This is a genomic window from Actinoplanes hulinensis, assembly GCF_019429605.1.
GTDB classification, from domain to species: domain Bacteria; phylum Actinomycetota; class Actinomycetes; order Mycobacteriales; family Micromonosporaceae; genus Actinoplanes; species Actinoplanes campanulatus.
On the sequence record NZ_JAHXZI010000030.1, the window covers coordinates 1 to 25,345 of the forward strand.

The window sequence follows — 25,345 nt, forward strand, 5'->3', positions numbered from 1 at the left end:
CCCCCCCCCCCCCCCCCCCCCCCCCCCCCCCCCCCCCCCCCCCCCCCCCCCCCCCCCCCCCCCCCCCCCCCCCCCCCCCCCCCCCCCCCCCCCGCGGGGCGGTCGTGCGGTGGTTCAGGGGGCCACGGCAGCGGGGGTACGGACTCCGAGCTCGGCCAGCAGGGAGGAGCGGAGTGCGGCCAGCCCGGCGTCGCCCCGGTCCCGGGGACGGGCGCCGGGGACGTCGAGCACCAGTCGCACCGAGGCCGCGCCGCCGTCCCGGGCGCCCAGCAGCACGATCCGGTCGGCCAGGTGCAGCGCCTCGTCGACGTCGTGGGTGACCAGCAGGACCGTGGTGCCGGCCTCGCGCTGGACGTCGGCGAGCAGGTCCTGCATGCGCAGCCGGGTCAGCGCGTCCAGCGCGGCGAACGGTTCGTCGAGCAGCAGCACGCCGGGGCGCCGGGCCAGGGCGCGGGCCAGTGCGGCCCGCTGCGCCATGCCGCCGGACACCTGCCGGGGCCGGTGTCTCGCGAAGTCGGCGAGCCCCACGACGGAGAGCCAGTGCGCGACCTCCTCGCGGGCGCGGTCGCCGGTGACGTCGCGGGGCAGGCCGAACGCCACATTGCGCTCCAGGGTCCGCCAGGGCAGCAGCCGGGGCTCCTGGAAGACGACGGCGCAGCGGGGCTCGAAGCCGCGCACCGGTTGCCCGTCCACCAGCACGCTGCCCGTGGTCGGAGTGTCCAGGCCGCCGGCCAGGCGCAGCAGGGTCGATTTGCCGCAGCCGGACGGCCCGAGCAGGGCGACGACCTCGCCGGCGGCCACGTCGAGGTCGACGCCGGCCAGGACGGCGCGGCGGCGGCCGCTCGCGGTGAACTCCTTGCCGACGCCGGAGATCTGCAGGGGTACGGCGCTCATGCCGCGCACTATACCGACTATTCCTACCGGTTAACTAGAGTGTCTTGTCCGGGCCGGGGTCTCCGCCGTACCGGTAAATGCCTGGTGCCATCCGCCGGGGGCGGCGATCATCGAGATCATGAGTGCCAGGTTGCGCGGGATCGCGCGGGAGACGGTCGCGATCACCGAGCAGGGGTGGTACGAGGGGCCGGACGGTGTCGTGGACATCGCCGGTGACGTCGCCGCCGCGGTCGCCGGCACCCGGCTGCACCTGCCCGGCGACCCGCTCCCCGAACCCGTCCCGGTGGCCGGCCCACCCGTGATCGAGGTGACCGCCGAGTCCACTCTGGCCGCCGCCCGCCGAGTCGGCGCCGGGGTGGCCTGCCTCAACTTCGCGTCGGCCCGCAACCCGGGCGGCGGCTTCCTCAACGGGGCCCAGGCGCAGGAGGAGAGCATCGCCCGTGGCTCGGCGATCTATCCCGCGCTGCTGGCCGCCGGAGACTTCTACGCCTTCCACCGGGCCGACCGGGGACTGCTCTACACCGACCGGATCATCTGGTCCCCGGCGGTTCCGGTCTTTCGTGACGACCGCGGTCGGCTGCTGGCTCACCCGTACCCCGTCTCGATTCTGACCTCGGCCGCCCCCAACCGCGCGGCGATCACCCGGAACGAGCCGGACCTGCTCGCGGGGGTCTCCGGCGCGCTCGCCCGGAGGGCGGCCCGAGTGTTGCGGGTGGCCGCCGCCCACGGCGCCCGCGAACTGGTCCTCGGGGCCTGGGGCTGCGGCGTCTTCGGCAACGACCCGGGCGAGGTGGCGCGGGCCTTCGCCGCGGCGCTGCGCGACGGGCCGTGGTTCGACCGGGTGGTCTTCGCGATCATGGACCGCCGGGAGACGGTCCGCGACGAGTTCCGGACGGCCTTCGCGCTTCCCGGCGATGCCGGGCACCGGACGGTAGGGTAGTCGCTACCGCCTGTCCGCCGTCGCAGCCCGGCTGGAGCGCGTCATGACGGATTCCGACGATCCCCTGGTCCGCGTCGGGCGCTGGGCGCTCGCCAAGGTCTGGTTCGGTGTGGTGCTCTCCGGCGGCTACGCGCTCGGCCGGCACTACGACTGGCCGCAGGCGTTCCTGACGGCGGCCGCCGTGCTCGGCGCGGTGGCGCTCGCTCTGGCGTCGTCGTTCCTGCCGATCTGGACCAGGCAGCGGCCCAGCGGCATCCCGGTCGCCGACGTCGGGCTGCGGGTGATGGTGTGGGGCGGGCTGGCCGGGTCGGTGATCGCCCTGCTGCTGGGCATGCCGGCGGTCGGCATGGTGGCCGCCGCGCTCCTGCTCAACACGGCGGCCCGCACCTTCGGCGACCCGTTCGCCCCGTTCCTGCGGCGGCTGCGGATCACCCCGCCGGTCCGCTACCGGGCTCGCGAGCGGACGGTCCCGCCGCGCCGGGTCCGCCGGCCCGGCCCGGTCGAGGACCGGGCCGCCTGAGCGGCGTCGCACTCCTATCTGGCCCAGGTTGCTCAGAGGTTGCCGGATGGTGCCGACGTGAGTAGTACGGGCGGCCGGTGTGGGGCGGCCGGGCCTGGCCAGGGAGACTGGATATGACCGAAGTGACCGGGGAGGCGGACCCGAACGCCGGAGGACGGCGGTTCTGGGTCGATCTCAGCGTCAACCTCAAGATCATCGCTGCGATCGTGGTCGCCGTGGTGGTCGCTCTGCTGATAGGTGTGCTGGGACTGCGGGCGGCCGCCGCGGCCAGCGACGCGGCACAGTCGATCTACCGGAGCAACGTGCTGGGCGTGGCGGCGCTGGGAGCGGTGCAGAACGGGATGACCCAGGCCCAGCTCGCCCTGTCCGACCACATGCTCAACGCGGACACCGACGCCGAAGGGCAGTACGAGGAGCAGATCGCCGAGGACTTCGACGCCGTCGAGAAGGCGTGGGCCGTCTACGAGGCCACCGACCCGGTCCCCGATCCGGCCATGGTCGACGACGTGAAAGCCGACTGGCAGGAGTTCGTGCGGACCGCGAACGAGCAACTGATCCCCGCCGCCCAGAGCAACGACATGGACGCCTGGGTGGCCGTCCGCAACGGCCCGCTCCAGGATCTGACCACCGAGATCAACGGGCACCTCGCCGAGATGGTCCAGATCGAGCGGGCCGCGGCGGCGCAGGCGGCCGACAACGCCCGCTCCAGGCACGAGAGCAGCCGCCTCCAGTCGATCCTGCTGCTCGTCCTCGGCGTCGCCGCGGCCCTCGGGCTCGGCGTCCTGGTGGCGCGGGGCATCGTCCGCTCGCTGGACCGGGTCACCGAGGTCTGTGAAGGCCTGGCCGACGGCGACCTGACCCGGCAGACCGGGCTCACCAGCCGCGACGAGCCCGGGCGCATGGGCCGCGCCCTGGACGTCGCCGTCACCCGGCTCCGGGACACCGTCGGCACCATCGGCGGGTCCGCGGTCACGCTGGCCAGCGCCTCCGAGGAACTGTCCACGGTCAGCTCCCAGCTGGGGAGCGGGGCCGCCGACGTCGCCGAGAAGGCCGGCACCGCCAGCACGGCCAGCGAGTCGGTCAACATCGGCATCCAGTCGGTCGCCGCCGGCGCCGAGGAGATGAGCGCCTCGATCGCCGAGATCGCCTCCAACGCGGCCGACGCGGCCCGGGTCGCCCACGACGGCATGGCCGTCGCCGAGCGCACCAACAACCAGGTCGCCGAACTCGGCGCCGCCAGCGCGGAGATCGGCGACGTGGTCCGGCTGATCACCGTCATCGCCGAGCAGACCAACCTGCTGGCCCTCAACGCCACCATCGAGGCCGCCCGCGCCGGCGAGCTGGGCAAGGGATTCGCCGTGGTGGCCGGTGAGGTCAAGGAACTCGCCCAGCAGACCGCCAAGGCGACCGAGGAGATCATCGAGCGGATCGCCGCCATCCAGGAGTCCAGCGGCTCGGCGGCCACCGCGATCGGCGAGATCACCCAGGTCATCCAGCGTATCGGCGACTACACCACGACCATCGCGTCCGCCGTGGAGGAACAGACCGCCACCACCGGCGAGATGAGCCGGTCGGTCGCGGACGCCGCCACCAGCAGCGGCGACGTCGCCCGGACCATCTCCGGGGTCGCCGAGGTCGCGGCCGCCACCGCCGAGGGCGCCCGGGCCACCCAGCAGGCGGCGGCCGACCTCACCCGGCTCGCCGGGGACCTCACCAACCTGGTCGGTGGTTTCCGCCACTGAACCCTGGACCCTCGTGACGGGAGAGATCGTGACCAGTGCGCCCTACGGGCTCAGCCGGCCCACCGTGGACGACGCCCGGGCCGCGGTGCTCCGCGTCCACGCCGGGAACGGCACCCGGATCTGGACCGACCTGCTCCACGCCGCGGGGCTCACCGGGAACGAGCCCGGCGGCCTGGACCGGATGCTCGCCGTCATGCACGACGCCGACCCGTCCACCCGGCTCTGCGCCCTCGCCATCAAGATCCGGGTCACCGCACACACCCATCTCACCGCCGCCCACAGCATCCTCTAGGAGTCGCCGTGAACACCGATCTCTTCGACCGGCTCGGCGTCCCGGAGCGGATCCGGGAGATCGCCGGGTACGACCTCTTCGACGAAGATCTGCGGACCAGCCTCGACGCCATCGCGAAACGAAGCGCCGGGCTCCTCGAGGCGCCGATCTCGATGGTGTCGATGATCCTCGACACCTCACAGTTCATCATCGGCTCGTACGGGGTGTCCGGGTGGGTGGCCGACGCGGAGGGGACACCGGCGGAATGGGCCATGTGCACGCACACCGTGCTCGCCGGGGAGCCCTACTGCGTCGTCGACGGGACGCAGGACCCCAGGCACGCGGACAACCCGTTCCTGCGGATGACCGGGATGCGCAGCTACCTCGGGGTGCCGCTGATCGGCGGTGGGCACGCGCTCGGGGCGCACTGCGTGATCGACGCGCGGCCACGGATCTTCACCGACGTCGACCGGGCGGTGCTGGCCGACGGGGCGGAGAAGGTGATGCGGCTGCTCGACGCGTACCGGCTCCGGTAGCGGCCGGGATCTCCCGGCGCGGGACGGCCTCCGGGGCCCACTCCAGATCGAGGGCCCGTGCGACAAGGGGACGTACGTGACCCGCGACGGATTCCTCGGCGTCAATTGGGTGGCATAGGCGAACAGATCGTCGGCGATGTGCTCGATCGTTTCCCAGCAGGACCAGATCAGGCCGGTGGCCGGGGTGTGCCAATCCCGGTCCGTCGCGGTCTGCAGGGTGGCGATGGCCAGGTCAACCGCCTCGCGGACGTCCCGCGCACCGCTGGAGTTCTCAGTCATCGCGGCAATTCAGCCCCCCCGGGTGACGAGCGGCCACGGAATTTGTCATACCCCAGGCGCATCATCGCGGTATGGGAGAACCAGCAACGCCGATTCGCCGCCGGATTGAGCTCACCGTCGCTGAGGCTCGCCTGCGGTTCCAGCAACTCGTCCGCGTCACCGGGGTGACCGGGCAGGTGACCGTGGTGGTCGACGGCGGGCGGCCGATCGCCGCCATCGTGCCGGCCTCGCAGGTGCTCGACCCGCCTCCGGCCCCGCCCCCGCCTCCGGCGGCGCCTTCGGCTGCCGCTGAGGGATGGATGCGCCGTGTGGAGAAGGTGCGGGAGGACGTCCGCCGGCAGCATGCGCAACGCATCGGGGACCTGTCCCAAGCCTTGGATGAGGCATGGAGGCTTCTCGATGAAATGCGGCCGCCGGGCACCGACCGGACTGTGGACACACTGCGTGCCGCCCATGTAGACCTTCGGAAGGCTCGCTGATCAAAGGCCACTTCACCGATAGGAGCGGCGCTAAGATCGGACGATGGCTCGACAGCTCGACCTATTCGTCCCGGGAATCGTCTACCTCGATGTGATCTTCACCGGCCTCCGCGAGCTGCCCGAGCCCGGCACCGAGGTCTGGGCGCCCGGCATGGGTTCGTGCCCCGGCGGCGTCGCCAACCTGGCGGTGGCCGCCAGCCGGCTCGGCCTGCACACGGGGCTCGGCACGGCGCTGAGCTCGGACGCCTACGGTGAGTTCTGCCACCAGGTGCTGAGCCGTCAGGAGGGGATCGACCTCTCCGCCTCACGCCGCCTCGACGACTGGCACTCACCGGTGACCGTGTCGGTGGCGTACGACCGGGACCGCAGCATGATCACCCACGGCCATCCGCTGCCCACCGACGCCGACGGGCTGGTCAACGGCCTCCCACCGGCCCGCAGCGCCGCCGTGAGCCTGGCGCCGGAGGGCACCGGCTGGGTGCGCCGCGCCCGCGCCGCCGGGACACTCATCTTCGCCGACGCCGGGTGGGACGACACCGACCAGTGGTCGTGCGAGGTGCTCGGGGTGCTCGCCGACTGCCACGCCTTCCTGCCCAACGCGGTCGAGGCCATGCGCTGGACCCGCACCGACGAGCCGCGCCAGGCCCTGGAGAAACTGTCCGGCCTCGTACCGGTGGTGGTGGTGACCTGCGGCGCCGACGGGGCAATCGCCATCGACGGGAGCACCGGGGAGATCGCGTCCGTCCCCGGCGTGCCGGTGGAGGCCCTCGACCCGACCGGCGCCGGTGACGTCTTCACCGCCGGCTTCGTCACCGGCACGCTCGGCGGCTGGCCGCTCGCCGACCGGGTGGCCTTCGCGACCCTCGTGGGCGCCCTGTCGGTGCAGCATTTCGGCGGCTCCCTGTCGGCCCCCGGCTGGGGCGACATCGCCGACTGGTGGACCGCCACCCGCGCCGGCGCCGCCCGCCACCACGGCGACTCCAGCGAGGCGGTCCTGGCCCGGCGGTTCGGCTTCCTCGACGACGTGATCCCGGCGGGAAGCCGCAACGCGGTCCACCGGGCCACGGCCACGATCGCCCGGCTCTCCGACGTCAGCCCCGGCCACTGACCCGGCACATGCCCTGCCCCGCCGTCCGCGCCGGTCCGCCCTTCTCGCCGGGCCGGCTGCTTCGGCCGTGCCGACGTTCGCCGTCGTTCACGTCACGGCCCGGCGCCTTCTGTCTGGCCGTCGCCCGTGGGTCAGGGCGGCGAAGAACGATGATCGGTAACCGAGCCATGGAGATCGCATGCGACTGACGATTCTCGGCGGCGGGGGTTTCCGGGTGCCACTGGTGCACCGGGCGCTGCTCGCCGACCGCGAGCGGACCGGCATCACCGAGCTGGTCCTGTACGACGTCGACGCCGGGCGCCTCGACGCGATCGGCCGGGTGCTCACCGCCCAGGCCCGCGGCGTGCCCGGAGCCCCGCGGCTGATCACCACCACCGACCTGGACACCGCGGTCACCCGTGCGGACTTCGTGTTCTGCGCGATCCGGGTGGGCGGCCTCCGCGGGCGGGTCACCGACGAGAGGGTGGCGCTCGAAGCGGGCGTCCTCGGCCAGGAGACGGTCGGAGCGGGCGGCATCTCCTACGGCCTGCGCACCGTCCCCGAGGCCCGCCGCATCGCCGCCCGCATCGCGCGCCTCGCCCCCGCCGCCTGGACGATCAACTTCACCAACCCCGCCGGTCTGGTCACCGAGGCCATGGCCACCCACCTCGGCGACCGGGTCATCGGCATCTGCGACTCCCCGTCCGGCCTGGTCGACCGCGTGCTGCGGGCCCTCGGCGCCGGCCCCGGCACGGTCCGGGTCGACTACGCCGGCCTCAACCACCTGGGCTGGCTCTACGGCGTCCACCTCCTCGACGCGGCCGATCCACGTGCCACCGATCCGCTCGCGGTTGGCGCTGGGCGTACCGGGACGGATTTGCCGGGTTCGGACAGCGGGAGTGATCCGCTCGGGGTGGGCGCTGGGCGTACCGGGACCGGTCTGTCGGGTGTGTGGGGTTCAGGTGGCGGGACCGGTCCGCTGAGGGCGGGCGACTCGCGTGCCGGGACCGATGTGTCCGGCCAGGGCGACGGGAATCTCCTGGCGGGCCTCCTGGACGACCGCCCGCGGCTGGAATCGTTCGAGGAGGGCCGCCTCTTCGGCGCCGACCGGCTTCGTGACCTGGGCGCGATCCCCAACGAGTATCTGCACTACTACTACGATCCGGCCGGCACGCTGGCCGCGGTGCGCCAGGCGGCGCAGACCCGGGGTGAGTTCCTGCTCGGGCAGCAGCGGCGCTGTTATGCCGAGATCCTCGTCCGCGATCCGCTCGGCGCCTGGCTGGGGGCGTGGCGGGAGCGGGAGGCCACCTACATGGCCGAGAACCGGGAGCTCACCGGCGCCGGCGAGCGGGAGCACGACGAGTCCCGGCCCGCCGGTTACGAGGGTGTCGCGCTCGCGGTGATGCGCGCCCTGGCCCTCGACGAGCCCACCACCCTGATCCTGAACGTGCGCAACCGGGGCGCCGTCACCGTCCTCGACGACGGCGCGGTGGTCGAGGTGCCGTGCACGGTGGACGCCCGCGGGGCTTCGCCCCAGCGGATCTCGCCGCTTCCGGCGCACGGCACGGGGCTGATCCAGGCGGTCAAGACGGCCGAGAGGTGGGTCCTGCAAGCGGTCGATTCAGGATCAAGAGCCGCAGCGGTACGGGCGATGGCCGCGCATCCCCTGGTCGGATCGGAACACCTCGCGGCCCGTCTGATCGACGCCTACCGGGCCGAGTTCCCGGAACTCGCCTACCTGCGGGCCGGGTGAGCCGAAAACTGTCGTACCCGCCTGGCAGGGTGACCGGTGAAAGGGGGCACGAGATGAGGTATGGCTACTTCGGCACGATGAGGACCCGGCCCGGCCACCGGGAGGAGGTCGTGTCGATCCTGCTCGGCGGCGCCGACGGTCTGCGCGCCGCCGGCTGCTACGTCTACGTCGTCGGTGTTTCGGACGACGACGATCAGACCATCTGGGTCAACGAGGTGTGGGAGAGCAAGGAGCATCACGACGCCTCCCTGCAACTGCCCGGGACCCGGGCCGCGATCGCCAGGGCGATGCCCCTGCTGACCGGCGAGTTCACCAGTCAGGAGATCAGTGTGCTGGGCGGCCTGGGCGTCCCACCCGAGTGACGGCGCCGGGGCCGGGCGTCACACGCCCGGTCCCGATGGATGGTGCTGTGGTGGATCGTGCGGTCAGGCCGCGACCTCGGCGGGGTGGCGCGGCGGGATCGAGTGGTCGATCTCGCGGGCCGGCTTTCGGTTGGGCAGGGCCAGGCGGAAGACCTTGGCCCACGCCGACGCCACCTGGAAGACCAGCGGCCCGGTCACGTACTTGAGCTGGTAACGCTCGAAGAGCGCCCGGACCTTCGGCGCGACCTCGGCGTAACGGCTGGCCGGCAGGTCGGGGAAGAGGTGGTGCTCGATCTGGTGGGAGAGGTTGCCGGTCATGATGTGCATCAGCTTGCTGCCGGAGATGTTGGCCGAGCCGAGCATCTGCCGGAGGTACCACTCACCCCGGGTCTCGCCGGTGATCGACGTGCGCTCGAAGGTCTCGACGCCGTTCGGGAAGTGGCCGCACATGATCACCGAGTGGCTCCACAGGTTCCGGGCCAGGTTGGCCACGAAGTTGGCGGCCATGGTGCCGAAGAGGGCGCCGAGCGGGTTGCCGACGGCGAAACCGACCGGGAGGGCGAGGGCCGGGTGCACGACGTAGTCACGGGTGACCTGCCGGCGGATCTTGTGGAGGACCTGGCGGGCGCGGGCGCGGAACTCGGGGTTGTTGCGGCGCTTCTTGGTCCGCAGGTTGCGGCCCAGCTCCAGGTCGTAGGCGGCGATGCCGTATTCGAAGAAGCACGCGTTGACGAAGTTGTAGAAGGGCTGCCCGAGGTGCGCGGGCGCCCACTTCTGCTGCTCGTCGACGCGCATGATGCCGTAGCCGAGGTCGTTGTCCCGGCCGACCACGTTGGTGTACTTGTGGTGCAGCTCGTTGTGCGAGTGCTTCCACTGCTCGGCCGGCGACGCCGAGTCCCACTCCCAGGTGGTCGAGTGGATCTTCGGGTCGCGCATGAAGTCGTACTGGCCGTGGAGGATGTTGTGGCCGATCTCCATGTTCTCCAGGATCTTGGAGATCGACAGGCCGATCGTGCCGAGGACCCAGGCCGGGGGGAAGACCGAGAAGAGCAGGACGGCGCGGCTGCCGAGCTCGAGGCGCCGCTGCACGGCGATCATCCGCCGGATGTGCCGGGCGTCCTTCTCACCGCGGACGGCGAGGATCTCGTCGCGGATGGCGTCGAGCTCCCGGCCGAGCTGCTCGATGTCCTCCGGGGAGAGATGGGCGATCGGGTTGACTTCCTTGCGCTGCAGCGTCGTCACAGAACTTCCTCGTTCTTTCGGGAGCCGGTTCGGCGGGAGCCGGCTCGCGGGCGGGGCTCCGAGGTTGCGGGCTCGGAGGTGGCGCCTCCGAGGTTGCGGGCTCGGAGGATGCCGGGTCGGCGCTACGGGGTCAGGCGTCCAGCCGGCACGGGCCGGCGGCCGTGGAGATGCATGTCTGGATCAGGACGTTGTCGCCGTCCACCTCGGTCGCGGTGGTGAGCTTGCCGTCGCGGACGTCGCGGACGATGCCCTCGCGCATGGGCAGCACGCACTTGAAGCAGATGCCCATCCGGCAGCCGGATTTCATCAGCCGGCCCGCCGCCTCGGCCGCGTCGAGCACCGTGGCGCCGGCGGCGACGTCCACGACCAGCCCGGACTTCTCGAAGGTGACCGTGCCGCCGTCGCCGGCGACCAGCACCGTGGGCCGGAAGCGTTCGACGTGCAGCCGCTCGGCGGCGCCCGCGTCGGCCCAGTGCTCCTGGAGGTCGTCGAGCATGTCGCCGGGGCCGCACGCCCAGGTCTCCCGCTCGAACAGGTCGGGCACCAGGTCGGCCAGGGCGGCCGGCTTGAGCCGCCCGTCGGCGCGGGTGTGCCGCTCGATCAGCCGGATCCGGCCCTGGGCGGCGAGTTCACGCAGCTCGGCGCCGAAGACCACGCCCTCCGGGGTCCTGGCTGAGTGCACGACGACCACGTCGCCCAGCTCGGGCAGGGCGCTGCGCAGCATGCCCATCACCGGGGTGATGCCGCTGCCCGCCGTGACGAACAGCGCCTTGGCCGGCCGGGGCGAGGTCAGCACGAAGTCGCCGGCCGGCAGGTCGAGGTGGACCAGCATGCCCTTGCGGGCGTGCCGCAGCAGGTGGCCGCTGACCGCGCCGTCCTGGACGGCGTTCACGGTGACGGTGAACCTGCCGTCACGGCGGTCGGCCGCGCTGGTCACCGAGTAGGCACGCCACAGCCGGACACCGTCGACGTCCACGCCGAGCCGAACGTACTGTCCGGGCTGGTGTGGCTCCCAGCCACGACCCGGGCGCAGCTCCAGGGTGACCGCGTCGGCGGTCTCGGGGCGCACGGCTTCGATCCGGGCGCGCAGGACGGTGGGGTTGCGCAGGGGCGCGATGACGTCGAGATAGTCGGCCGGCACCACCGGAGTGGTGATCAGCTCGACGACCCGCCACGCGCCGTTGCGCAATGTCTGATTTACAGGCACCTACCAAGACTGGTCGCTTGCAAAGGCAAAGTCCTGACCTGGGAAAGTGAATCCGGGGCCGCATAATTGTTCGGCGGGGACAAAGACCGGACGGAATGTGAGGGAGCCGCGTGAAACAGCCGCTGCGCGACGTACGGTCCTATCGCCTGCCGCCAGAGGTCGTCGACCCACTCCGGCAGGGTCTGTCCGGAGTCTCCTCGCAGACGATCAAGGCGATCATCCGGGAGGTCCCGGCGTACGCCGAACCGTTCGCCGGCGAGCTCGGGCACAAGATCGCGCGGGCGGTGCGGGCCGCGCTCGCCACCTTCCTCAACCTGGTGTCCCGTCCGGGCGCCGACCCGGGCACCCCGATGGCGTCGGCGATCGAGGCGGCGTACGCGCTGGGCCGCGGCGAGGCCCGCTCCGGCCGCAGCCTGGACGCGCTGCTCGCCGCCTACCGGGTGGGCGCCCGGGTGGCGTGGCGTGAGCTGGCCGCGATCAGCGTCGCCGCCGGGCAGCCCGCCGCCACCATCGCCGACTTCGCCGAGCTGGTCTTCGCCTACATCGACGAGCTGTCCGCGGCGAGCGTGGCCGGGCACGCCGACGAGCTGGCCGCCTCCGGCCGGATCCGGATGCGCCACCTCCAGGAGCTGGCGCAGGCGCTGGTCGCCGGGGAGCCCGCGCACGTGCTCCAGGCGGCCGCCGAGCAGGCCGAGTGGGCGCCCCCGCAGACCCTCACCGCGCTGCTGCTGCCGGAGCGCGCGGCACGCTGGGTGATCGACCTGCTCGATCCGCGTACGTTGCAGCTCGCCGACGCCGTACCCGATCTCCCCGGCCTGACCGTGCTGCTGGTCCCGGACCCGCAGGGCAGCTCCCGCCCGACCATGACCCGGCTGCTGACCGGCCACAACGTGGTGATGGGCCCGGCCCGCCCGTGGCTCGAGGCGAGGAGCTCGCTGGACCGGGCGATCCGGGTGCACCGGATGACCGCTCCGGCCGGCGGCGAGGTCGTCGACACCGAGGACCATCTGGCCGCGGTGGTGGTGACCGCCGACCCGGGCGCGCTGGCGGATCTGCGGGCCTGGGCGCTGACCCCGCTGGCCGGCGAGCGCGGCGCGGCCGCCGCCAAGCTGATCGAGACGCTGCGCAGCTGGCTGCTGCACCACGGCCGCCGCGAGGACGTGGCCGCCGAGCTGTTCGTGCACCCGCAGACGGTCCGCTACCGGATGGCCCGGCTCCGCGAGCTGTACGGCGACCGCCTCCGCGACCCGCAGTGGGTCCTGGCCCTGACCATCGCCCTGGCCATCCCGGAGTGAAGCGTCCCCGGCCGGGCGGATATACCAAAGTCAGAACCGGCCGACTTCGGACGACTGGTTCGGCCGAACGGCCCGAAATAGCGTGGTCACCGCAAGGGCGGGCAGCGGAAGCGGGTGGTCGGGACATGGGCGGCGATGCGTCACGGCAGGACGGGACGGTGCTGACGTTCTCGCCGGTGGCCCGCGTCCTGGTGCTGTTCGGGCCGGCCACGCTCGGCGCCCTGATCGGGTTCGCGCTGCCGGTGGCCGCCCGTTGGCTGGTGGACGTGGGCTTCCCGGTCCTCGGTGTGGTGTGGAGGGTGGCCTCTTCGGTCGACACCTGGTGGAAGGCCGCCGTGCAGGCCGCGATCCTCGCGGTGGTGGGCGGACTGGTCAGCGTGGAGATCGTGCAGCGCACCGCCCGGGTCACGGTCGGTTCCGGCGAGGTGCGGTTGCGGACCGGGGACAGCGAGGTCGTCGTCGCCCGCCCGGAGATCGGGGCACTGTTCGTGGAGGGCGGCGCCCTGGTGATCCTGGACCGGGAGTCGCGGCGGGTGTTCCACGGCGAGCCGCAGGCCGGGGCCGACGTGCTGGAGCGGGTCTTCCGCGAGCACGGCTACCCCTGGCGGTCCGAGGACCCGTTCGCCGGCCTCTACCAGCGGTGGGTCCCGGAGACCGGTCAGCTGCCGGTGGCCGTCGAGGCGGTGCTGTCGGCCCGCTCGGTCGCGCTGCGCAAGAAGGCCGCGAAGGAGGCCGCCGAGCTGCGCGGATCCCTGGAGAAGCTGGGTTACGCGGTCCGCGACGACGGCGCCCACCAGCTCTGGCGCCCGCTGGTGCGCTCATGACACCGGCGACCGAGGTGGAGGCGGAGCGGAAGGAACGGGCCGGGCAGCGCGTCTGGGATGTGGCGGCCGTGCTGTCCTCCTGCGTCGGGGCGGCGATCGTCCTCGGCGACGCCCAGGCCGGCCGTGGGATGAGCGACGATCAGGTGTTCCTGCATCTGGTGGCCGGGTGCGTCTTCGCCCAGGCGCTCTGGTGGCGGCGCCGGTGGCCGGTGGCGGTGGCGGTCTTCCTCAGCGTCGTCTCGGTGGTCGCCGAGGGCGCCGGCGTGGCCTCGCTGATCGCCCTGTTCACGGTCGTCACGCTGCGGCGCGGCCGGCCGACCGTGCTGGTCACCGCGATCGGTGTGGCGACCGGGCTGCTCTTCACGTGGATCAACCCGGATCCCACCGTGCCGATGCCGGTCAACATCGCGCTCACCATCGCGATCACCGCCGCCACGGTCGCGATCGGGCTTGCGGCGCGGGCCCGGCGGGACCTGATCGAGTCGCTGCGGGAGCGGGCCGTCCGTGCCGAGGAGGAGACGCGGCTGCGGGCCGACCGGCTGCGCTCGCTGGAACGGGAACGGATCGCCCGGGAGATGCACGACGCGCTCGCCCACCGGATCTCGATGGTCAGCCTGCACGCCGGTGCCCTCCAGATCCGTCCCGATCTGACCCCGGAGGAGGTGGCGAAGGCGGCCGCCACCATCCGGGACAGCGCTCATCAGGCCCTCGAGGACCTGCGCGAGATCCTCGGCGTGCTGCGGGCCGGTGACGGCGACGGCCTCCGGCCGCAACCCGACCTGCGAGACCTGGGCGACCTCCTCGCCGATGCCCACCGAGCGGGGGTACGGGTGAGCGCCGTCAACCACCTGGACGGACTGCCGATCAGCGCGTCGCTGGGGCGGACCCTGTACCGGCTGATCCAGGAGGGCCTCACGAACGCGGGCAAGCACGCGCCCGGCACGTCCGTACGCCTGCTGTTGGAGAGCACCGGTGAGGGTGAGCTGCATCTGTTGATCTCCAACCCGTTGCCGGGCATCGCGCGCAGCGTGGTTCCGGGGGCGGGCGCCGGGCTGGTCGGGCTGGCCGAGCGGGTGGAGCTGCTGCACGGGCGGCTGTCGCACGGTGTCCGCGACCATCCGGGCGCGGGCCTGAGTTTCGATCTGGAGGCGTGGTTGCCGTGGCCGAGCTGATCCGGGTGCTGATCGCCGATGACGACCCGCTGGTGCGGGTGGGCCTGTCGCTGGTGCTGGGCGCGGCGCCGGAGATCCAGATCGTCGGCGAGGCGGGTGACGGCGCCGAGGCGGTCGAGCTGGCCCGGCGCCTGCGGCCGGACGTGGTGCTGATGGACGTGCGGATGCCCCGGACGGACGGTCTGGCCGCGACCGCTGAGCTGCGGCGGGACGGCCCGGCCCCGGCGATCGTGGTGCTGACCACCTTCGACACCGACGAGAACCTGCTCGGGGCGCTGCGCCTGGGGGCCAACGGCTTCCTCCTGAAGGACATCGCGCCGACCGAGATCCTGGACGCGGTGCGGCGGGCGGCCGCGGGTGAGTCGATCCTGGCGCCGTCGGTGGTGCCGCGCCTGATCGGGTACGCGGTGGCCCGTGACCCGGAGAGTGACGGCGGCCGCGGCAGCCGGGCGTCGGCGGTGCTCGACCGGCTCACCGAGCGTGAGCGGGAGGTGGCCGAGGCGGTGGCGACCGGGCGCTCCAACGCGGAGATCGGCGCGGAGCTGCACATGAGCGTGCCGACCGTGAAGGCGTACGTCTCCCGGCTGCTCGACAAGCTCGGCTGCGCCAACCGGGTGCAGGTGGCGATCCTGGTCCACGAGTCGCGTACGGGAAAGTGACCTTCCTCGTGAGGGTCGTTACAGGAAGTGGTTTCCGGCGGTGACTCCGGCTAGCGTTGACCGAACGCAAAGACCTACTTGCTGAGTAGGCATTGCGACGCTCGTCACAACTGCTGACCAGGGTGTTCAACGTGATCGAAATTGGCGGTCTGCGCAAGGCGTATCGCTCCAGGAGGGGCTCGGTCCAGGCCGTCGACGGAGTCGACCTGACCGTCGGTGATGGCGAGGTCTTCGGCGTCCTCGGCCGCAGCGGCGCCGGCAAGAGCACCCTGCTGCGTTGCGTCAACATGCTGGAGCGGCCGGACGCCGGCACGGTCACGGTCGACGGTGTCGAGCTGACCGGTCTGCGCGGTAAGCGGCTGCGGACCGCCCGGCACGGGATCGGGATGATCCACCAGCACTTCGCGCTGCTCTCCTCACGCACCGTGGCCGGTAACGTCGCGTTCGCGCTGGAGGTGACCGGCGCCCCGCGGGCGGAGCGGAAGGCCCGGGTCGCCGAGCTGCTCGAACTGGTCGGTCTCAGCGAGCGCGCGGACGCGTACCCTGCCCAGCTGTCCGGTGGCCAGAAGCAGCGGGTCGGCATCGCCCGCGCGCTCGCCGCGCGGCCCCGGGTGCTGCTCTCCGACGAGGCGACCTCGGCGCTCGACCCGGAGACCACCGAGTCGATCCTGCGGCTGCTGCTCGACCTGAACCGCCGGCTCGGCCTCACCATCCTGCTGATCACCCACGAGATGACCGTGGTGAAGCGGATCTGCACGTCGGCCGCGGTGATGCGGGACGGGCGGTTCACCGAGTCCGGCGCCATCACCGATCTGCTGCGGCGGCCGGAGTCGGAGCTGGCCCGGGACCTGTTCCCGCTGGAGCCGGTGACCGGCGCGGCCGGGGACACGATCGTCGACATCACGGTGAGCGGTGACGAGGCCGACGAGCCGATCATCGCGGAGCTGGCCCGGCGGTTCGCTCTCGACGTACGCATCCTGGGTGGTTCTGTGGAAACGCTCGCCGCGACGCGCGCCGGGCGCTGGCGTCTCGCTCTGCCGGGCGCCCCGGACGACAACCGTGAGGCCCTCGACTACCTGCGCGAACGAGGGGTGGCGGCGTGACCTGGCAGGAGATCTACGAGCTGCTCGACGTCGGGGTGCGCGAGACGGCCTGGATGGTCGGCGTGTCGGCGCTGCTCACCGCTGTCGGCGGCCTGCTCGTCGGGGTGCTGCTGGTGCTCACCGGCGCCGGCGGCCTGCTGCCGCTGCGGCCGCTCAACGCGGTCCTCGGCCTGATCGTGAACGTCGGCCGGTCGCTGCCGTTCATCATCCTGCTGGTCGCGGTCATCCCGTTCACCCGCATGGTGGTCGGCACCACGATCGGCACCGACGCGGCGATCGTCCCGCTGACCATCGGCGCCATCCCGTTCTTCGCCCGGATCGTCGAGTCGGCGCTGCGCGAGGTGCCGCCGGACGTGGTCGCCGCGGCCACCGCGATGGGCGCCACCCGCACCCAGATCGTCGGCAAGGTGCTGCTCCGCGAGGCCCTTCCGGCCCTGGTCGCGGGCCTGACCATCACGGTGATCGCGCTGGTCGGCTACTCGGCGATGGCCGGGGTGGTCGGCGGCGGCGGTCTCGGTGACCTCGCCATCCGGTACGGCTACCAGCGCTTCGAGACCGAAGTGATGATCGCGACCGTGGTGGCCCTGGTGATCCTCGTCCAGCTCGTCCAGATGCTCGGCGACCTGCTCGTCCGCAGGTTGTCGCACCGCTGACCAACCCCCGGCCGTGACCCGGCCGGGGTCCGTCCCAATTCCTCTAACACCCATCGAAATGAAAGGTTCCTCATGCGCCGCCGCTCCTTCGCCGCCGTCCTGGCCGCCGCCACCCTCACCCTGGGCCTGGCCGCGTGCGGCTCGTCCGACTCCTCCGACAGCGCGGACAAGGACACCCTCAAGGTCGGCGTCAGCCCGGTCCCGCACGGCGAGATCCTCAAGTACGTCTCGGAGAACCTGGCCGCCGCCGAGGGCCTGAAGATCGAGATCGTCGAGTTCAACGACTACATCCAGCCCAACGTGGCGCTCAGCGAGAAGCAGCTGGACGCCAACTACTTCCAGCACATCCCGTACCTGGAGGAGGAGGTCGCGTCGAAGGGCTACAAGTTCACCGCGCTCAAGCCGGTGCACATCGAGCCGCTCGGCGTCTACTCCAAGACCGTGGAGACCCTGGCCGAGGTGCCTTCCGGCGGCGTCGTGGGCATCCCGAACGACCCGTCGAACTCGGGCCGCGCCCTCGCCCTGCTCGCCAAGAACGGCCTGATCACCCTGAAGGACGGCGTCGGCGTCAAGGCGACCGAGAAGGACATCACCGCCAACCCGAAGAACCTCCAGTTCAAGGCGCTCGAGGCCGCGCAGCTGCCGCGCAGCCTGGAGGACACCGCGATCTCGGTGATCAATGGCAACTACGCGATCGAGACCGGGCTCAAGCCGGCCACCGACTCGCTCGTGCTGGAGACCGGCGACGACAACCCGTACGCCAACCTGGTCGTCGTCCGCACCGGTGACGAGACCGACGCGCGGGTCGTGAAGCTGGAGAAGCTGCTGCACTCCGCCGAGGTGAAGAAGTTCATCGAGGACAAGTACCAGGGTTCGGTCCTGGCCGCGTTCTGATGTTCGGGGAGCCGCGTGCGGCTCCCCGAAACCCTCAGCAGGCGCCCTGGTCCGCCCACACGTCGGCGGATCCGGGCGTCTCACCCTGCGTCCACCACTTGGCCCGCCAGGTGTGGCGGTTGTGCGACACCAGGTTGCCGCCCACGTAGACCGCGCCGCTGCTCCACGCCGCCGCCGTGCAGCCGGTCGGCGGGGGAGTGCCGCCGCCCCCGCCGGTGCCGCCGATGTTGACGTCGATGCACGAGTAGAACGCGTTGGCGGTGTCGGCGATCGTCCAGACGGCGAGGACCTTCTGCCGTCCGGAGAAGCCGCTCAGATTGACGGTGTGTGACAGCGTCGCCGGCGGCTGCTGGCTGTTGCCGGCGAAGTACCCGACCCGCGTGCCGCCGATGAAGTACTCCCAGCTCGCGGTCGCGTGCCGGGCCGTGTTGATCCAGGTGAACGTCTGCGAGGTGCTGACGTTGGTGGCCGGCCAGCCCTTGCTGTCGTCGTTGAGCTCGGCGAAGACACCGTTGTTGCCGTGACAGTTCCGCAGGCCCTTGGGGCCCTCGACGCTTTGCGGCTCGTACTTGATCTGCCCGCAGGCGACCCGCCCCTGCGCGCACAGGGCCTGCCGGCTGGGCGGTGACGAGACATATCCGTGCGCGGCCGCCGGTGAGGCGACCAGTATCGAGCCCGCGGTCCCCAGGACGGCGACGGCGAGCAGGGTCAGAAACTTGCGCATGCCACTCCCTCCAATGACAGATGTCGATTAATGGGTGTGACAGAAATATAAAGTAAGGTTTCCTAAATTAAAAGCGGGATGGCGCGATCCGCACACGACGGCGCATGATCGGAGCATGACCGAGGAGACCGCCGCCGAACGGCACCAGCGCTTCGGAAGACTGCCCGCCCGGATCCGGCCCGAGGACCACGTCGAGCTGGTCGACATCCGCCGCCCGGAGGGCCGGCCGGCCACCGCGCTCGATCTCGAACACGAGCGCGCCCTGCACACGGCCGCCTGACGGCCGGGAGCAGGGCGCGGTTGAAGGCCGATCAGGCCAGGATCGTTTCGATCCGCTCGGTGGGGAGCCCGAGGGCCGAGCCGACCAGGTCGTTGGTGAGGACACCGGCGTGCACGTTCAGGCCCAGCGCGAGCGCCGGGTCGGCCCGCAGCGCGTCGCGCCAGCCCAGGTCGGCCAGGCGCAGGACGTACGGCAGGGTGGCGTTGGTGAGCGCGTAGGTCGAGGTGTTCGGCACCGCGCCCGGCATGTTGGCCACGCAGTAGAAGACCGACTCGTGCACCCGGTAGACCGGGTCCTGGTGGGTGGTGGGCCGCGAGTCCTCGAAGCAGCCACCCTGGTCGATCGCGATGTCGACCAGCACCGAGCCGGGCTTCATCCGCTTCACCAGCGCGTTGCTGACCAGGGTGGGGGCCTTCGCGCCGGGCACCAGCACCGCGCCGATCACCATGTCGGCGTCCAGGACCGACTGCTCGACCGCGTACGAGCTGGACACCAGGGTCTTCACCCGGCCGCCGAACCGGTCGTCGATCTGCCGCAGCCGCGGGATGCTCAGGTCCAGCACGGTGACGTCGGCGCCCAGGCCGAGGGCGATGGTCGCCGCGTTCACACCGGACACGCCGCCGCCGATCACCGTCACCTTCGCGGGCGCCACCCCCGGGACGCCGCCCGGCAGCACACCCCGGCCGCCGCTGTTGCGCATCAGGCTGTACGCGCCCACCTGCGGCGCGAGCCGGCCGGCCACCTCGGACATCGGCGCGAGCAGCGGCAGCGACCCGTCGGCGAGCTGCACCGTCTCGTACGCGATCGCGGTGGTCCCGCTGTTCAGCAGCGCCTTGGTGCCCTCGGCGTCGGCCGCCAGGTGCAGGTAGGTGAAGAGGACCTGCCCGGCGCGCAGCCGGTGGTACTCCTCGGCGATCGGCTCCTTCACCTTGAGGATCATGTCGGCCGCGCCCCACACGGCGTCCGCGTCCGGGAGGATCCGGGCGCCCGCCGCCTCGAAGTCGGCGTCGCTGATGGCGGATCCCACGCCGGCGCCGGCCTGGACCGACACCTCGTGCCCGTGTCGCACCGCCTCCACGACACCGGCCGGGGTGATCGCCACCCGGTACTCGTGGTTCTTGACCTCTGCCGGCACACCGATGTGCATGGGGTTCCTTCCGCCACCAACTCCCGATGGCGATAGAGTGGAACGATGTGCAGCTCGGGGGCAACACGAGCGAAGAAGATTCTGTTCACTGACGCCGACGGGCAAATCCTTCGATCCGGCGTGCCCGGATGACCGATCTGCCGAAGGATGTTCGAGGCCTCGATCACATCGACCTGGAGTTGCTGAGCCTGCTGGAGTCCGACGGCCGGATGCCCAACAACGCGCTCGCCGAACGGGTCGGCATCGCCCCGTCGACCTGCCTCACCCGGATCCGGCGGCTGCGCGAGATCGGCGCGGTCCGCGGCTTCCACGCCGACGTCGACCCGGCCTGGATCGGCCGCCCGATCCAGGCCATGATCGCCGTGCGGATCCGTTCGGACGCCCGCGAGGAGATCGGCCGCTTCGCCGAGTCACTGGCCGGCATCCCGGCGGTCCGCGACGTCTACTTCGTCTCCGGGTCCTACGACTTCCTGCTGCACGTCGCCTGCGCCGACGTCGACGACCTCCGCTCGATCATCGCCGAGCGGCTCAGCGGCACCCGCCTGGTCGCCGGCACCGAGACCTACCTGATCTTCGAGCACCGCCGCGGCTCCTGACCGCCTCCGCTCCCCGGATTCACGCGTTCATCTATGCTCGGCGCGCCGCAGCTTGTTGATCATGGGAGGCGCGGGTGCGGGCGAATGGGCTGCCACGGATGGCGGGGCTGACGGCGTGGGTGACCGGCGTGGCCTTCGTCGTCGCGCTACTGGTGCTGTGCTGCGGTTATCCGATGTTCGGCTTCGAATGGCGCCCGAGCGGCGGGTCGGCGAAGGCGGCGCCACAGGGTCCCGGATCTCTGCCGGAGCGGGTCGGTGCCCCGTCGCCGTGGACCCCCGACGGCCTGGAGGCACCGATCGCCGCGGCCTCCGTTCTCTACACCTCGAACACCTGGTTCGCCGACGAGTCCGGGCACCTCAGCGGACTGGTCGGGCGCGCGGACGACACCTACCGGGTCACCGAACTGTACGGGCCGGCCGGCATGTCCTCGGTGCTCTCCCCGGACGGCACGCACATCGCCGTGGACGAGGGCGTCGCCGAACTGGGAACCGGGAAGATCACCGCCTTCCGGGAGCGGGACGACACCAGCGACCTCCGCGTCGAACCCCAGGCGTGGTCACCGGACGGAAACTCGGTGGCGGTGCTGTTCGGCTCGTGGAACGACCACGGCGGGCCCGACGACGGCGTACGCCTGAAGGTCGTCGACGTGCGCAGCGGCGCGATGCGCGAGATCGCCGTGCTGAGCCCGATGGCCGCGTTGCCCGGATGGACCGTGGCGTTCTCGCCGGACGGGACGCGGCTCGCCTTCCAGGTGGAGGACCGGATCCGGGTGCTCACACTCGCCGACGGCAGCAGCGTGGACCTGCCCCTGCCGGCCGGCGCGCGGATCGCCGGGAAGGGCGCGTGGACCCGGGACGGGCAGAGCCTGCTCGTGGTGAGCGGCGAGAAGTGCGACTGCGCCGGGTACCCGCGACGGTGGACGGTCCGGACGATCGCGGCGGCCGACGGCACGGTGACCGGGCCCTCCTGGACCCGCGACGGCGTCTACGCGCTACGGGTCCTCGGCTGGTGGAAGGGCCGGCCGGCGACGGTCGAGTACACGGCCACCCGCGCGGCCAACCCGTCGCTGTTCGCCGACGCCCTCGGGCAGGACGAGCTGACCAGCCAGGACGGCATCGAGAGCGCCCGGCTGATCGAGCTGGGGAGCGGCCGGGAACTGCTCGCCGGGGACGAGATCCCGGTCAACGGGGACGTCGAGTCGATCGACGTGCCCGATCGGATCCTGGCCGAAGGGCGGACCCGGGCGGGGTCGCCGCCGCTGCTGGATCTTGACGCGCTGACCCTGCTGCCGGTCACGGTCGTGCTCACCGGCCTGCTGGTGCTGCTGTTCCTCGGCGTCTGGTGGCTGGCCGCCCGCCTCTGGCCCACACCGCGCTGACGTGCCGCGCCGCGCGCCAACCCTCCGCGCGCCAACCCTCCGCGCGCCAACCCTCCGCGCGCCAACCTTCCGTGATCTTGGACGTATTGCCACCGCCAGCGGTCGTAAAGCGTCCAAGGTTGCGGAGGGCGGGGATGGGGGCGGTGCTTCGCGCGCGCAACCTTCCGTGATCTTGGACGTATTGCTACCGCCAGCGGTCGTAAAGCGTCCAAGGTTGCGGAGGGCGGGGATGGGGGCGGTGCTTCGCGCGCGCAACCTTCCGTGATCTTGGACGTATTGCTACCGCCAGCGGTCGTAAAGCGTCCAAGGTTGCGGAGGGCGGGGATGGGGGCGGTGCTTCGCGCGCGCAACCTTCCGTGATCTTGGACGTATTGCTACCGCCAGCGGTCGTAAAGCGTCCAAGGTTGCGGAGGGCGGGGATGGGGGCGGTGCTTCGCGCGCGCAACCTTCCGTGATCTTGGACGTATTGCTACCGCCAGCGGTCGTAAAGCGTCCAAGGTTGCGGAGGGCGGGGATGGGGGCGGTGCTTCGCGCGCAACCTTCCGCGATCTTGGACGTATTGCCACCGCCAGCGGTCGTAAAGCGTCCAAGATCACGGGGTGTGGGCGCGGAGCGCGGTGAGTGAACGTCGCGGGTGTGGCGGGATCACTCCGCGGGGGCCAGGCGGTCGCTCAGGACGTGGCCGGCGAACAGGTGGAAGCCCACCACCAGCGGGATCGTCGCCGGGACCGAGAGTGCCAGGAAGAAGGCGAGCATGCCGGCCAGCGCCGGGGCGATCGCCGACCACGGCCGGCTCACCGCCTGACCCCAGGCCCAGCCGATCGCGGCCTTCCATGACTGCGACGGATCACGGCCGCCGGCCACCAGGGTGAGTGTGGTGACCCCGGCCAGCCAGGTGACGACGGCCGCGGTGATCACCAGCATCGGCGTGCCGCCGGGTACCCAGCCGCGGCTCAGCGCCACCAGGTCGATCAGCAGCAGCGCGGCCACCAGCACGACCGGGACACCGGGCAGCAGGGTGCGGCGGAACTGCCGCAGCAACGGCCGGAAGGCGGGCAGCGAACCGGCGTGGTAGCGGTGCCGGACCGCCGTCGAACCAGCCGCCAGCGCCGCCGGCAGGGTCAGGACCGGCAGCGCCGCGACCGTCACCCCGATGCCGATCAGCGCGAGATCGGTGCCGAGCGCGAACCGTTCGCGCCAGTCCGGCCGGATCTCCGGCTCGTCCTCACGCGGCCAGTTCGGACCGCTCGGCCGGCCGGCCGTGATAGCGAGCGGGGCGCTCGGCCCATCCGCCGTCGTGGCGATTGGGGTGCTCGGCCCGTCGGCTGGAGTGGGGAGTGGGGTGCTCGGCCCGTCGGCTGGAGTGGGGAGTGGGGTGCTCGGCCCGTCGGCTGGAGTGGGGAGTGGGGTGCTCGGCCCGTCGGCTGGAGTGGGGAGTGGGGTGCTCGGCCCGCCCGCCGGTGTGGCGAGCGGGCCGGTGGCGGCGGGCGTGGTCATCCCTTGAGGCCCGACGTGTTGATGCCCTCGACGAGCATCCGCTGGAAGGCCACGAAGAACAGGAAGACCGGGGCCAGCGACAGCACCGACATGGCGAACATCGGGCCGACCGAGGACTGCCCGCTGGAGTCGATGAACAGCGTCAGTGCCACCGGGGCGGTGTACTTCTCCAGGTCGGACAGGTAGACCAGCTGGCGGAAGAAGTCGTTCCACGTCCAGATGAACGAGAAGATCGCGGTCGACACCAGAGCCGGCCGGGACAGCGGCAGGATCACGTGCCGGAACACGCCGTACGGGGAGCAGCCGTCGATCGTGGCGGCCTCGTCGAGGTCACGGGGCACTCCCCGCATGAACTGGACCATCAGGAAGACGAAGAACGCCTCGGTGGCCAGCAGTTGCGGGACGATCAGCGGCGCGTACGGCCAGTCGCCGCCCACCCAGCCGAACGTCTTGAACATGACGAACTGCGGGACGATCAGCACGTGGCCGGGCAGCAGCAGGGTCCCGATCATGATGGCGAACCAGAAGCCGCGCAGCCGGAACTTCAAACGGGCGAAGGCGTACGCCGCCAGCAGGCACGAGATGCAGTTGGCGACCACCGTGAGGCCCGCCACGAGCGCGCTGTTGAGGAAGAACCGCCCGAAGCTGACGTCGAAGTTGCTCCAGCCGTCGGTGTAGTTGCCCGGCGTCCACTCGTTGGGCAGCACCGCCACGTTGTTCAGGACCTCGGCCGGGCTCTTGAACGAGCTGCCGAGCATCCACACCAGCGGGTAGAGCACCACCGCCGAGAGCAGGACCAGCGTCAACGGCCGGGCCAGGCGCTGGAGGGTCATCAGTCTTCTCCGTCCGAGTAGTGCACCCAGAACTTGCCGGTCCGGAAGACGACGGCGGTGACCAGGCCGATCGCGAGCAGGAAGGCCCAGGCCATCGCCGAGGCGTAGCCCATCTGGTACTCGTTCCAGCCCTTGATGTAGAGGTGCAGCGTGTACATGAGGGTTGAGTCGACCGGGCCGCCGGTGCCGTTGCTGAGCACGAACGCCGAGGTGAAGCCCTGGAAGCCGTTGATCGTCTCGAGCACCAGATTGAAGAAGATCACCGGCGACAGCATCGGGAGCGTGATGCTGAGGAACTTGCGCCACGGGCTGGCGCCGTCCACCGAGGCCGCCTCGTACAGCTCGACGGGGACCTGTTTGAGACCGGCCAGGAAGATCACCATCGGGGCGCCGAACTGCCACACGGCCAGCAGGATCAGCGTGCCGAGCGCGAAGTCCGGGTCGTTCACCCACGCCTTGCCCTCGATGCCGAACCAGCCGAGGAAGGAGTTGAACGCGCCGTCGCGGTTGAACATGTTGACCCAGACGATGGCCAGCGCCACGCTGCCGCCCAGCAGGGAGGGCAGGTAGAACAGGCCACGGAACAGGCCGGCGGCCTTGAACGATCTGTTCAGCAGCATCGCCACACCGAGCGCGGCGGCCAGTTTGAGCGGGGTGGCCACCAGCGCGAAGACCAGGGTGACCCGGACCGCGTGCCAGAAGGACGGGTCCTCGGTGAACATGGTGCGGTAGTTGTCCAGCCCCACCCACTTCATCGACTCCCAGTCGGAGAGGACGTCGTAGTTGGTGAAGCTGAGGTAGAGCGACATCAGCATCGGGATGGCCGTGATGGTCAGCAGCCCGAGCAGCCAGGGGGACAGGAAGACGTAGCCGGCGACGCCGTCGTTCTTGCGCTTGGCGGGCCGGCCCCGCCGCTGGGAAGCGGCGGGACCGGTCGTCGGCGCGGTCGGCGAGGGCCGTGCCGTTGTTGCCATGGG

General features: G+C 71.6%; 27 protein-coding genes. 19 read left to right on the forward strand and 8 right to left on the reverse strand.

Translation table 11 applies throughout. The features are described from left to right. Positions 1-114 precede the first annotated feature (114 nt). Entirely contained in the window at positions 115-894 is a 780-nt protein-coding gene (locus KZ829_RS38540; protein ID WP_220148783.1) for an ABC transporter ATP-binding protein, read from the reverse strand. 118 nt (positions 895-1,012) lie between these two features. Here KZ829_RS38540 and KZ829_RS38545 point away from each other — a divergent pair, with 118 nt between their 5' ends. From KZ829_RS38545 to KZ829_RS38585, 9 genes are all read left to right on the forward strand, one after another. Beyond that, on the forward strand, positions 1,013-1,834 hold the full coding sequence (locus KZ829_RS38545) for a TIGR02452 family protein (RefSeq protein ID WP_220148784.1): 822 nt from the start codon (positions 1,013-1,015) through the stop codon (positions 1,832-1,834). A gap of 43 nt (positions 1,835-1,877) precedes the next feature. Next, positions 1,878-2,354: a hypothetical protein gene (locus KZ829_RS38550; RefSeq protein ID WP_220148785.1), complete on the forward strand. Its 477-nt coding sequence runs from the start codon at positions 1,878-1,880 to the stop codon at positions 2,352-2,354. A gap of 113 nt (positions 2,355-2,467) precedes the next feature. After that, the gene (locus KZ829_RS38555; RefSeq protein ID WP_220148786.1) at positions 2,468-4,096 is read left to right on the forward strand and encodes a methyl-accepting chemotaxis protein; all 1,629 of its coding nucleotides are present in this window, start codon (positions 2,468-2,470) and stop codon (positions 4,094-4,096) included. 28 nt (positions 4,097-4,124) lie between these two features. Then, the gene (locus KZ829_RS38560; RefSeq protein WP_246636984.1) at positions 4,125-4,388 is read left to right on the forward strand and encodes a hypothetical protein; all 264 of its coding nucleotides are present in this window, start codon (positions 4,125-4,127) and stop codon (positions 4,386-4,388) included. 8 nt (positions 4,389-4,396) lie between these two features. After that, the gene (locus KZ829_RS38565) at positions 4,397-4,903 is read left to right on the forward strand and encodes a GAF domain-containing protein (RefSeq protein ID WP_220148787.1); all 507 of its coding nucleotides are present in this window, start codon (positions 4,397-4,399) and stop codon (positions 4,901-4,903) included. Positions 4,904-5,253: 350 nt separating this feature from the next. After that, a complete protein-coding gene (locus KZ829_RS38570) occupies positions 5,254-5,661 on the forward strand; it encodes a hypothetical protein (RefSeq protein ID WP_220148788.1) in 408 nt (135 codons plus the stop codon). A gap of 43 nt (positions 5,662-5,704) precedes the next feature. Then, positions 5,705-6,769 carry a carbohydrate kinase family protein gene (locus tag KZ829_RS38575; protein WP_220148789.1) on the forward strand — a complete coding sequence of 355 codons (1,065 nt, stop codon included), beginning with the start codon at positions 5,705-5,707 and terminating at the stop codon, positions 6,767-6,769. Positions 6,770-6,947: 178 nt separating this feature from the next. After that, positions 6,948-8,501, forward strand: coding sequence for a family 4 glycosyl hydrolase (locus KZ829_RS38580; RefSeq protein ID WP_246636985.1), 1,554 nt, complete (start codon positions 6,948-6,950; stop codon positions 8,499-8,501). A 53-nt stretch (positions 8,502-8,554) separates the two neighbouring features. Then, positions 8,555-8,863 (forward strand): putative quinol monooxygenase, encoded by a 309-nt coding sequence (locus tag KZ829_RS38585; protein ID WP_220148790.1) that lies wholly within the window; start codon positions 8,555-8,557, stop codon positions 8,861-8,863. Between the two features lie 63 nt (positions 8,864-8,926). Here the strand turns inward: KZ829_RS38585 and KZ829_RS38590 are convergent, their stop codons facing one another. Continuing rightward, positions 8,927-10,105: a fatty acid desaturase family protein gene (locus KZ829_RS38590; RefSeq protein WP_372454006.1), complete on the reverse strand. Its 1,179-nt coding sequence runs from the start codon at positions 10,103-10,105 to the stop codon at positions 8,927-8,929. 130 nt (positions 10,106-10,235) lie between these two features. After that, positions 10,236-11,312 (reverse strand): ferredoxin reductase, encoded by a 1,077-nt coding sequence (locus KZ829_RS38595; protein WP_220148791.1) that lies wholly within the window; start codon positions 11,310-11,312, stop codon positions 10,236-10,238. Positions 11,313-11,422: 110 nt separating this feature from the next. Here KZ829_RS38595 and KZ829_RS38600 point away from each other — a divergent pair, with 110 nt between their 5' ends. The 7 genes from KZ829_RS38600 (at position 11,423) to KZ829_RS38630 (ending at position 17,912) form a co-directional block, all read left to right on the forward strand. After that, on the forward strand, positions 11,423-12,607 hold the full coding sequence (locus KZ829_RS38600) for a PucR family transcriptional regulator (RefSeq protein ID WP_204300397.1): 1,185 nt from the start codon (positions 11,423-11,425) through the stop codon (positions 12,605-12,607). A gap of 125 nt (positions 12,608-12,732) precedes the next feature. Further along, complete coding sequence (locus KZ829_RS38605) at positions 12,733-13,431, forward strand: YqeB family protein (protein WP_220148792.1); 699 nt, start codon at positions 12,733-12,735, stop codon at positions 13,429-13,431. Then, positions 13,428-14,603 (forward strand): sensor histidine kinase, encoded by a 1,176-nt coding sequence (locus KZ829_RS38610; RefSeq protein ID WP_220148793.1) that lies wholly within the window; start codon positions 13,428-13,430, stop codon positions 14,601-14,603. The genes KZ829_RS38605 and KZ829_RS38610 overlap by 4 nt, the downstream gene beginning before the upstream one ends. Then, positions 14,582-15,262, forward strand: a complete 681-nt coding sequence (locus tag KZ829_RS38615) for a response regulator (RefSeq protein ID WP_372454007.1) — start codon at positions 14,582-14,584, stop codon at positions 15,260-15,262. The genes KZ829_RS38610 and KZ829_RS38615 overlap by 22 nt, the downstream gene beginning before the upstream one ends. A gap of 131 nt (positions 15,263-15,393) precedes the next feature. Further along, on the forward strand, positions 15,394-16,365 hold the full coding sequence (locus KZ829_RS38620; protein WP_308285845.1) for a methionine ABC transporter ATP-binding protein: 972 nt from the start codon (positions 15,394-15,396) through the stop codon (positions 16,363-16,365). After that, positions 16,362-17,018, forward strand: coding sequence for a methionine ABC transporter permease (locus KZ829_RS38625; RefSeq protein ID WP_220148796.1), 657 nt, complete (start codon positions 16,362-16,364; stop codon positions 17,016-17,018). The genes KZ829_RS38620 and KZ829_RS38625 overlap by 4 nt, the downstream gene beginning before the upstream one ends. Positions 17,019-17,090: 72 nt before the next feature. Further along, the gene (locus KZ829_RS38630) at positions 17,091-17,912 is read left to right on the forward strand and encodes a MetQ/NlpA family ABC transporter substrate-binding protein (RefSeq protein WP_220148797.1); all 822 of its coding nucleotides are present in this window, start codon (positions 17,091-17,093) and stop codon (positions 17,910-17,912) included. Between the two features lie 34 nt (positions 17,913-17,946). Here KZ829_RS38630 and KZ829_RS38635 read toward each other — a convergent pair whose 3' ends face one another. Next, positions 17,947-18,636: a lytic polysaccharide monooxygenase gene (locus tag KZ829_RS38635; protein WP_220148798.1), complete on the reverse strand. Its 690-nt coding sequence runs from the start codon at positions 18,634-18,636 to the stop codon at positions 17,947-17,949. 115 nt (positions 18,637-18,751) lie between these two features. Between KZ829_RS38635 and KZ829_RS38640 the strand changes: the two genes are divergently transcribed. Further along, a complete protein-coding gene (locus KZ829_RS38640; protein WP_220148799.1) occupies positions 18,752-18,916 on the forward strand; it encodes a hypothetical protein in 165 nt (54 codons plus the stop codon). Positions 18,917-18,947: 31 nt separating this feature from the next. Here the strand turns inward: KZ829_RS38640 and ald are convergent, their stop codons facing one another. After that, positions 18,948-20,063: an alanine dehydrogenase gene (gene ald, locus KZ829_RS38645; protein ID WP_220148800.1), complete on the reverse strand. Its 1,116-nt coding sequence runs from the start codon at positions 20,061-20,063 to the stop codon at positions 18,948-18,950. A 128-nt stretch (positions 20,064-20,191) separates the two neighbouring features. On the opposite strand from ald, the gene KZ829_RS38650 reads away from it, so the two are divergent. Continuing rightward, the gene (locus KZ829_RS38650) at positions 20,192-20,659 is read left to right on the forward strand and encodes an Lrp/AsnC family transcriptional regulator (protein ID WP_220148801.1); all 468 of its coding nucleotides are present in this window, start codon (positions 20,192-20,194) and stop codon (positions 20,657-20,659) included. Positions 20,660-20,757: 98 nt separating this feature from the next. Then, entirely contained in the window at positions 20,758-22,038 is a 1,281-nt protein-coding gene (locus KZ829_RS38655) for a hypothetical protein (RefSeq protein WP_220148802.1), read from the forward strand. A 645-nt stretch (positions 22,039-22,683) separates the two neighbouring features. On the opposite strand, the gene KZ829_RS38660 is transcribed toward KZ829_RS38655, so the two are convergent. From KZ829_RS38660 to KZ829_RS38670, 3 genes are read right to left on the reverse strand one after another with little or no spacing between them, the layout of a single operon-like run. After that, positions 22,684-23,535, reverse strand: coding sequence for a hypothetical protein (locus KZ829_RS38660; RefSeq protein WP_246637006.1), 852 nt, complete (start codon positions 23,533-23,535; stop codon positions 22,684-22,686). After that, positions 23,532-24,368, reverse strand: a complete 837-nt coding sequence (locus tag KZ829_RS38665) for a carbohydrate ABC transporter permease (RefSeq protein ID WP_220148803.1) — start codon at positions 24,366-24,368, stop codon at positions 23,532-23,534. Before KZ829_RS38665 ends, KZ829_RS38660 begins: the two co-directional genes overlap by 4 nt. Then, positions 24,368-25,342 (reverse strand): carbohydrate ABC transporter permease, encoded by a 975-nt coding sequence (locus tag KZ829_RS38670; protein ID WP_220148804.1) that lies wholly within the window; start codon positions 25,340-25,342, stop codon positions 24,368-24,370. The genes KZ829_RS38665 and KZ829_RS38670 overlap by 1 nt, the downstream gene beginning before the upstream one ends. Positions 25,343-25,345: the final 3 nt, after the last annotated feature.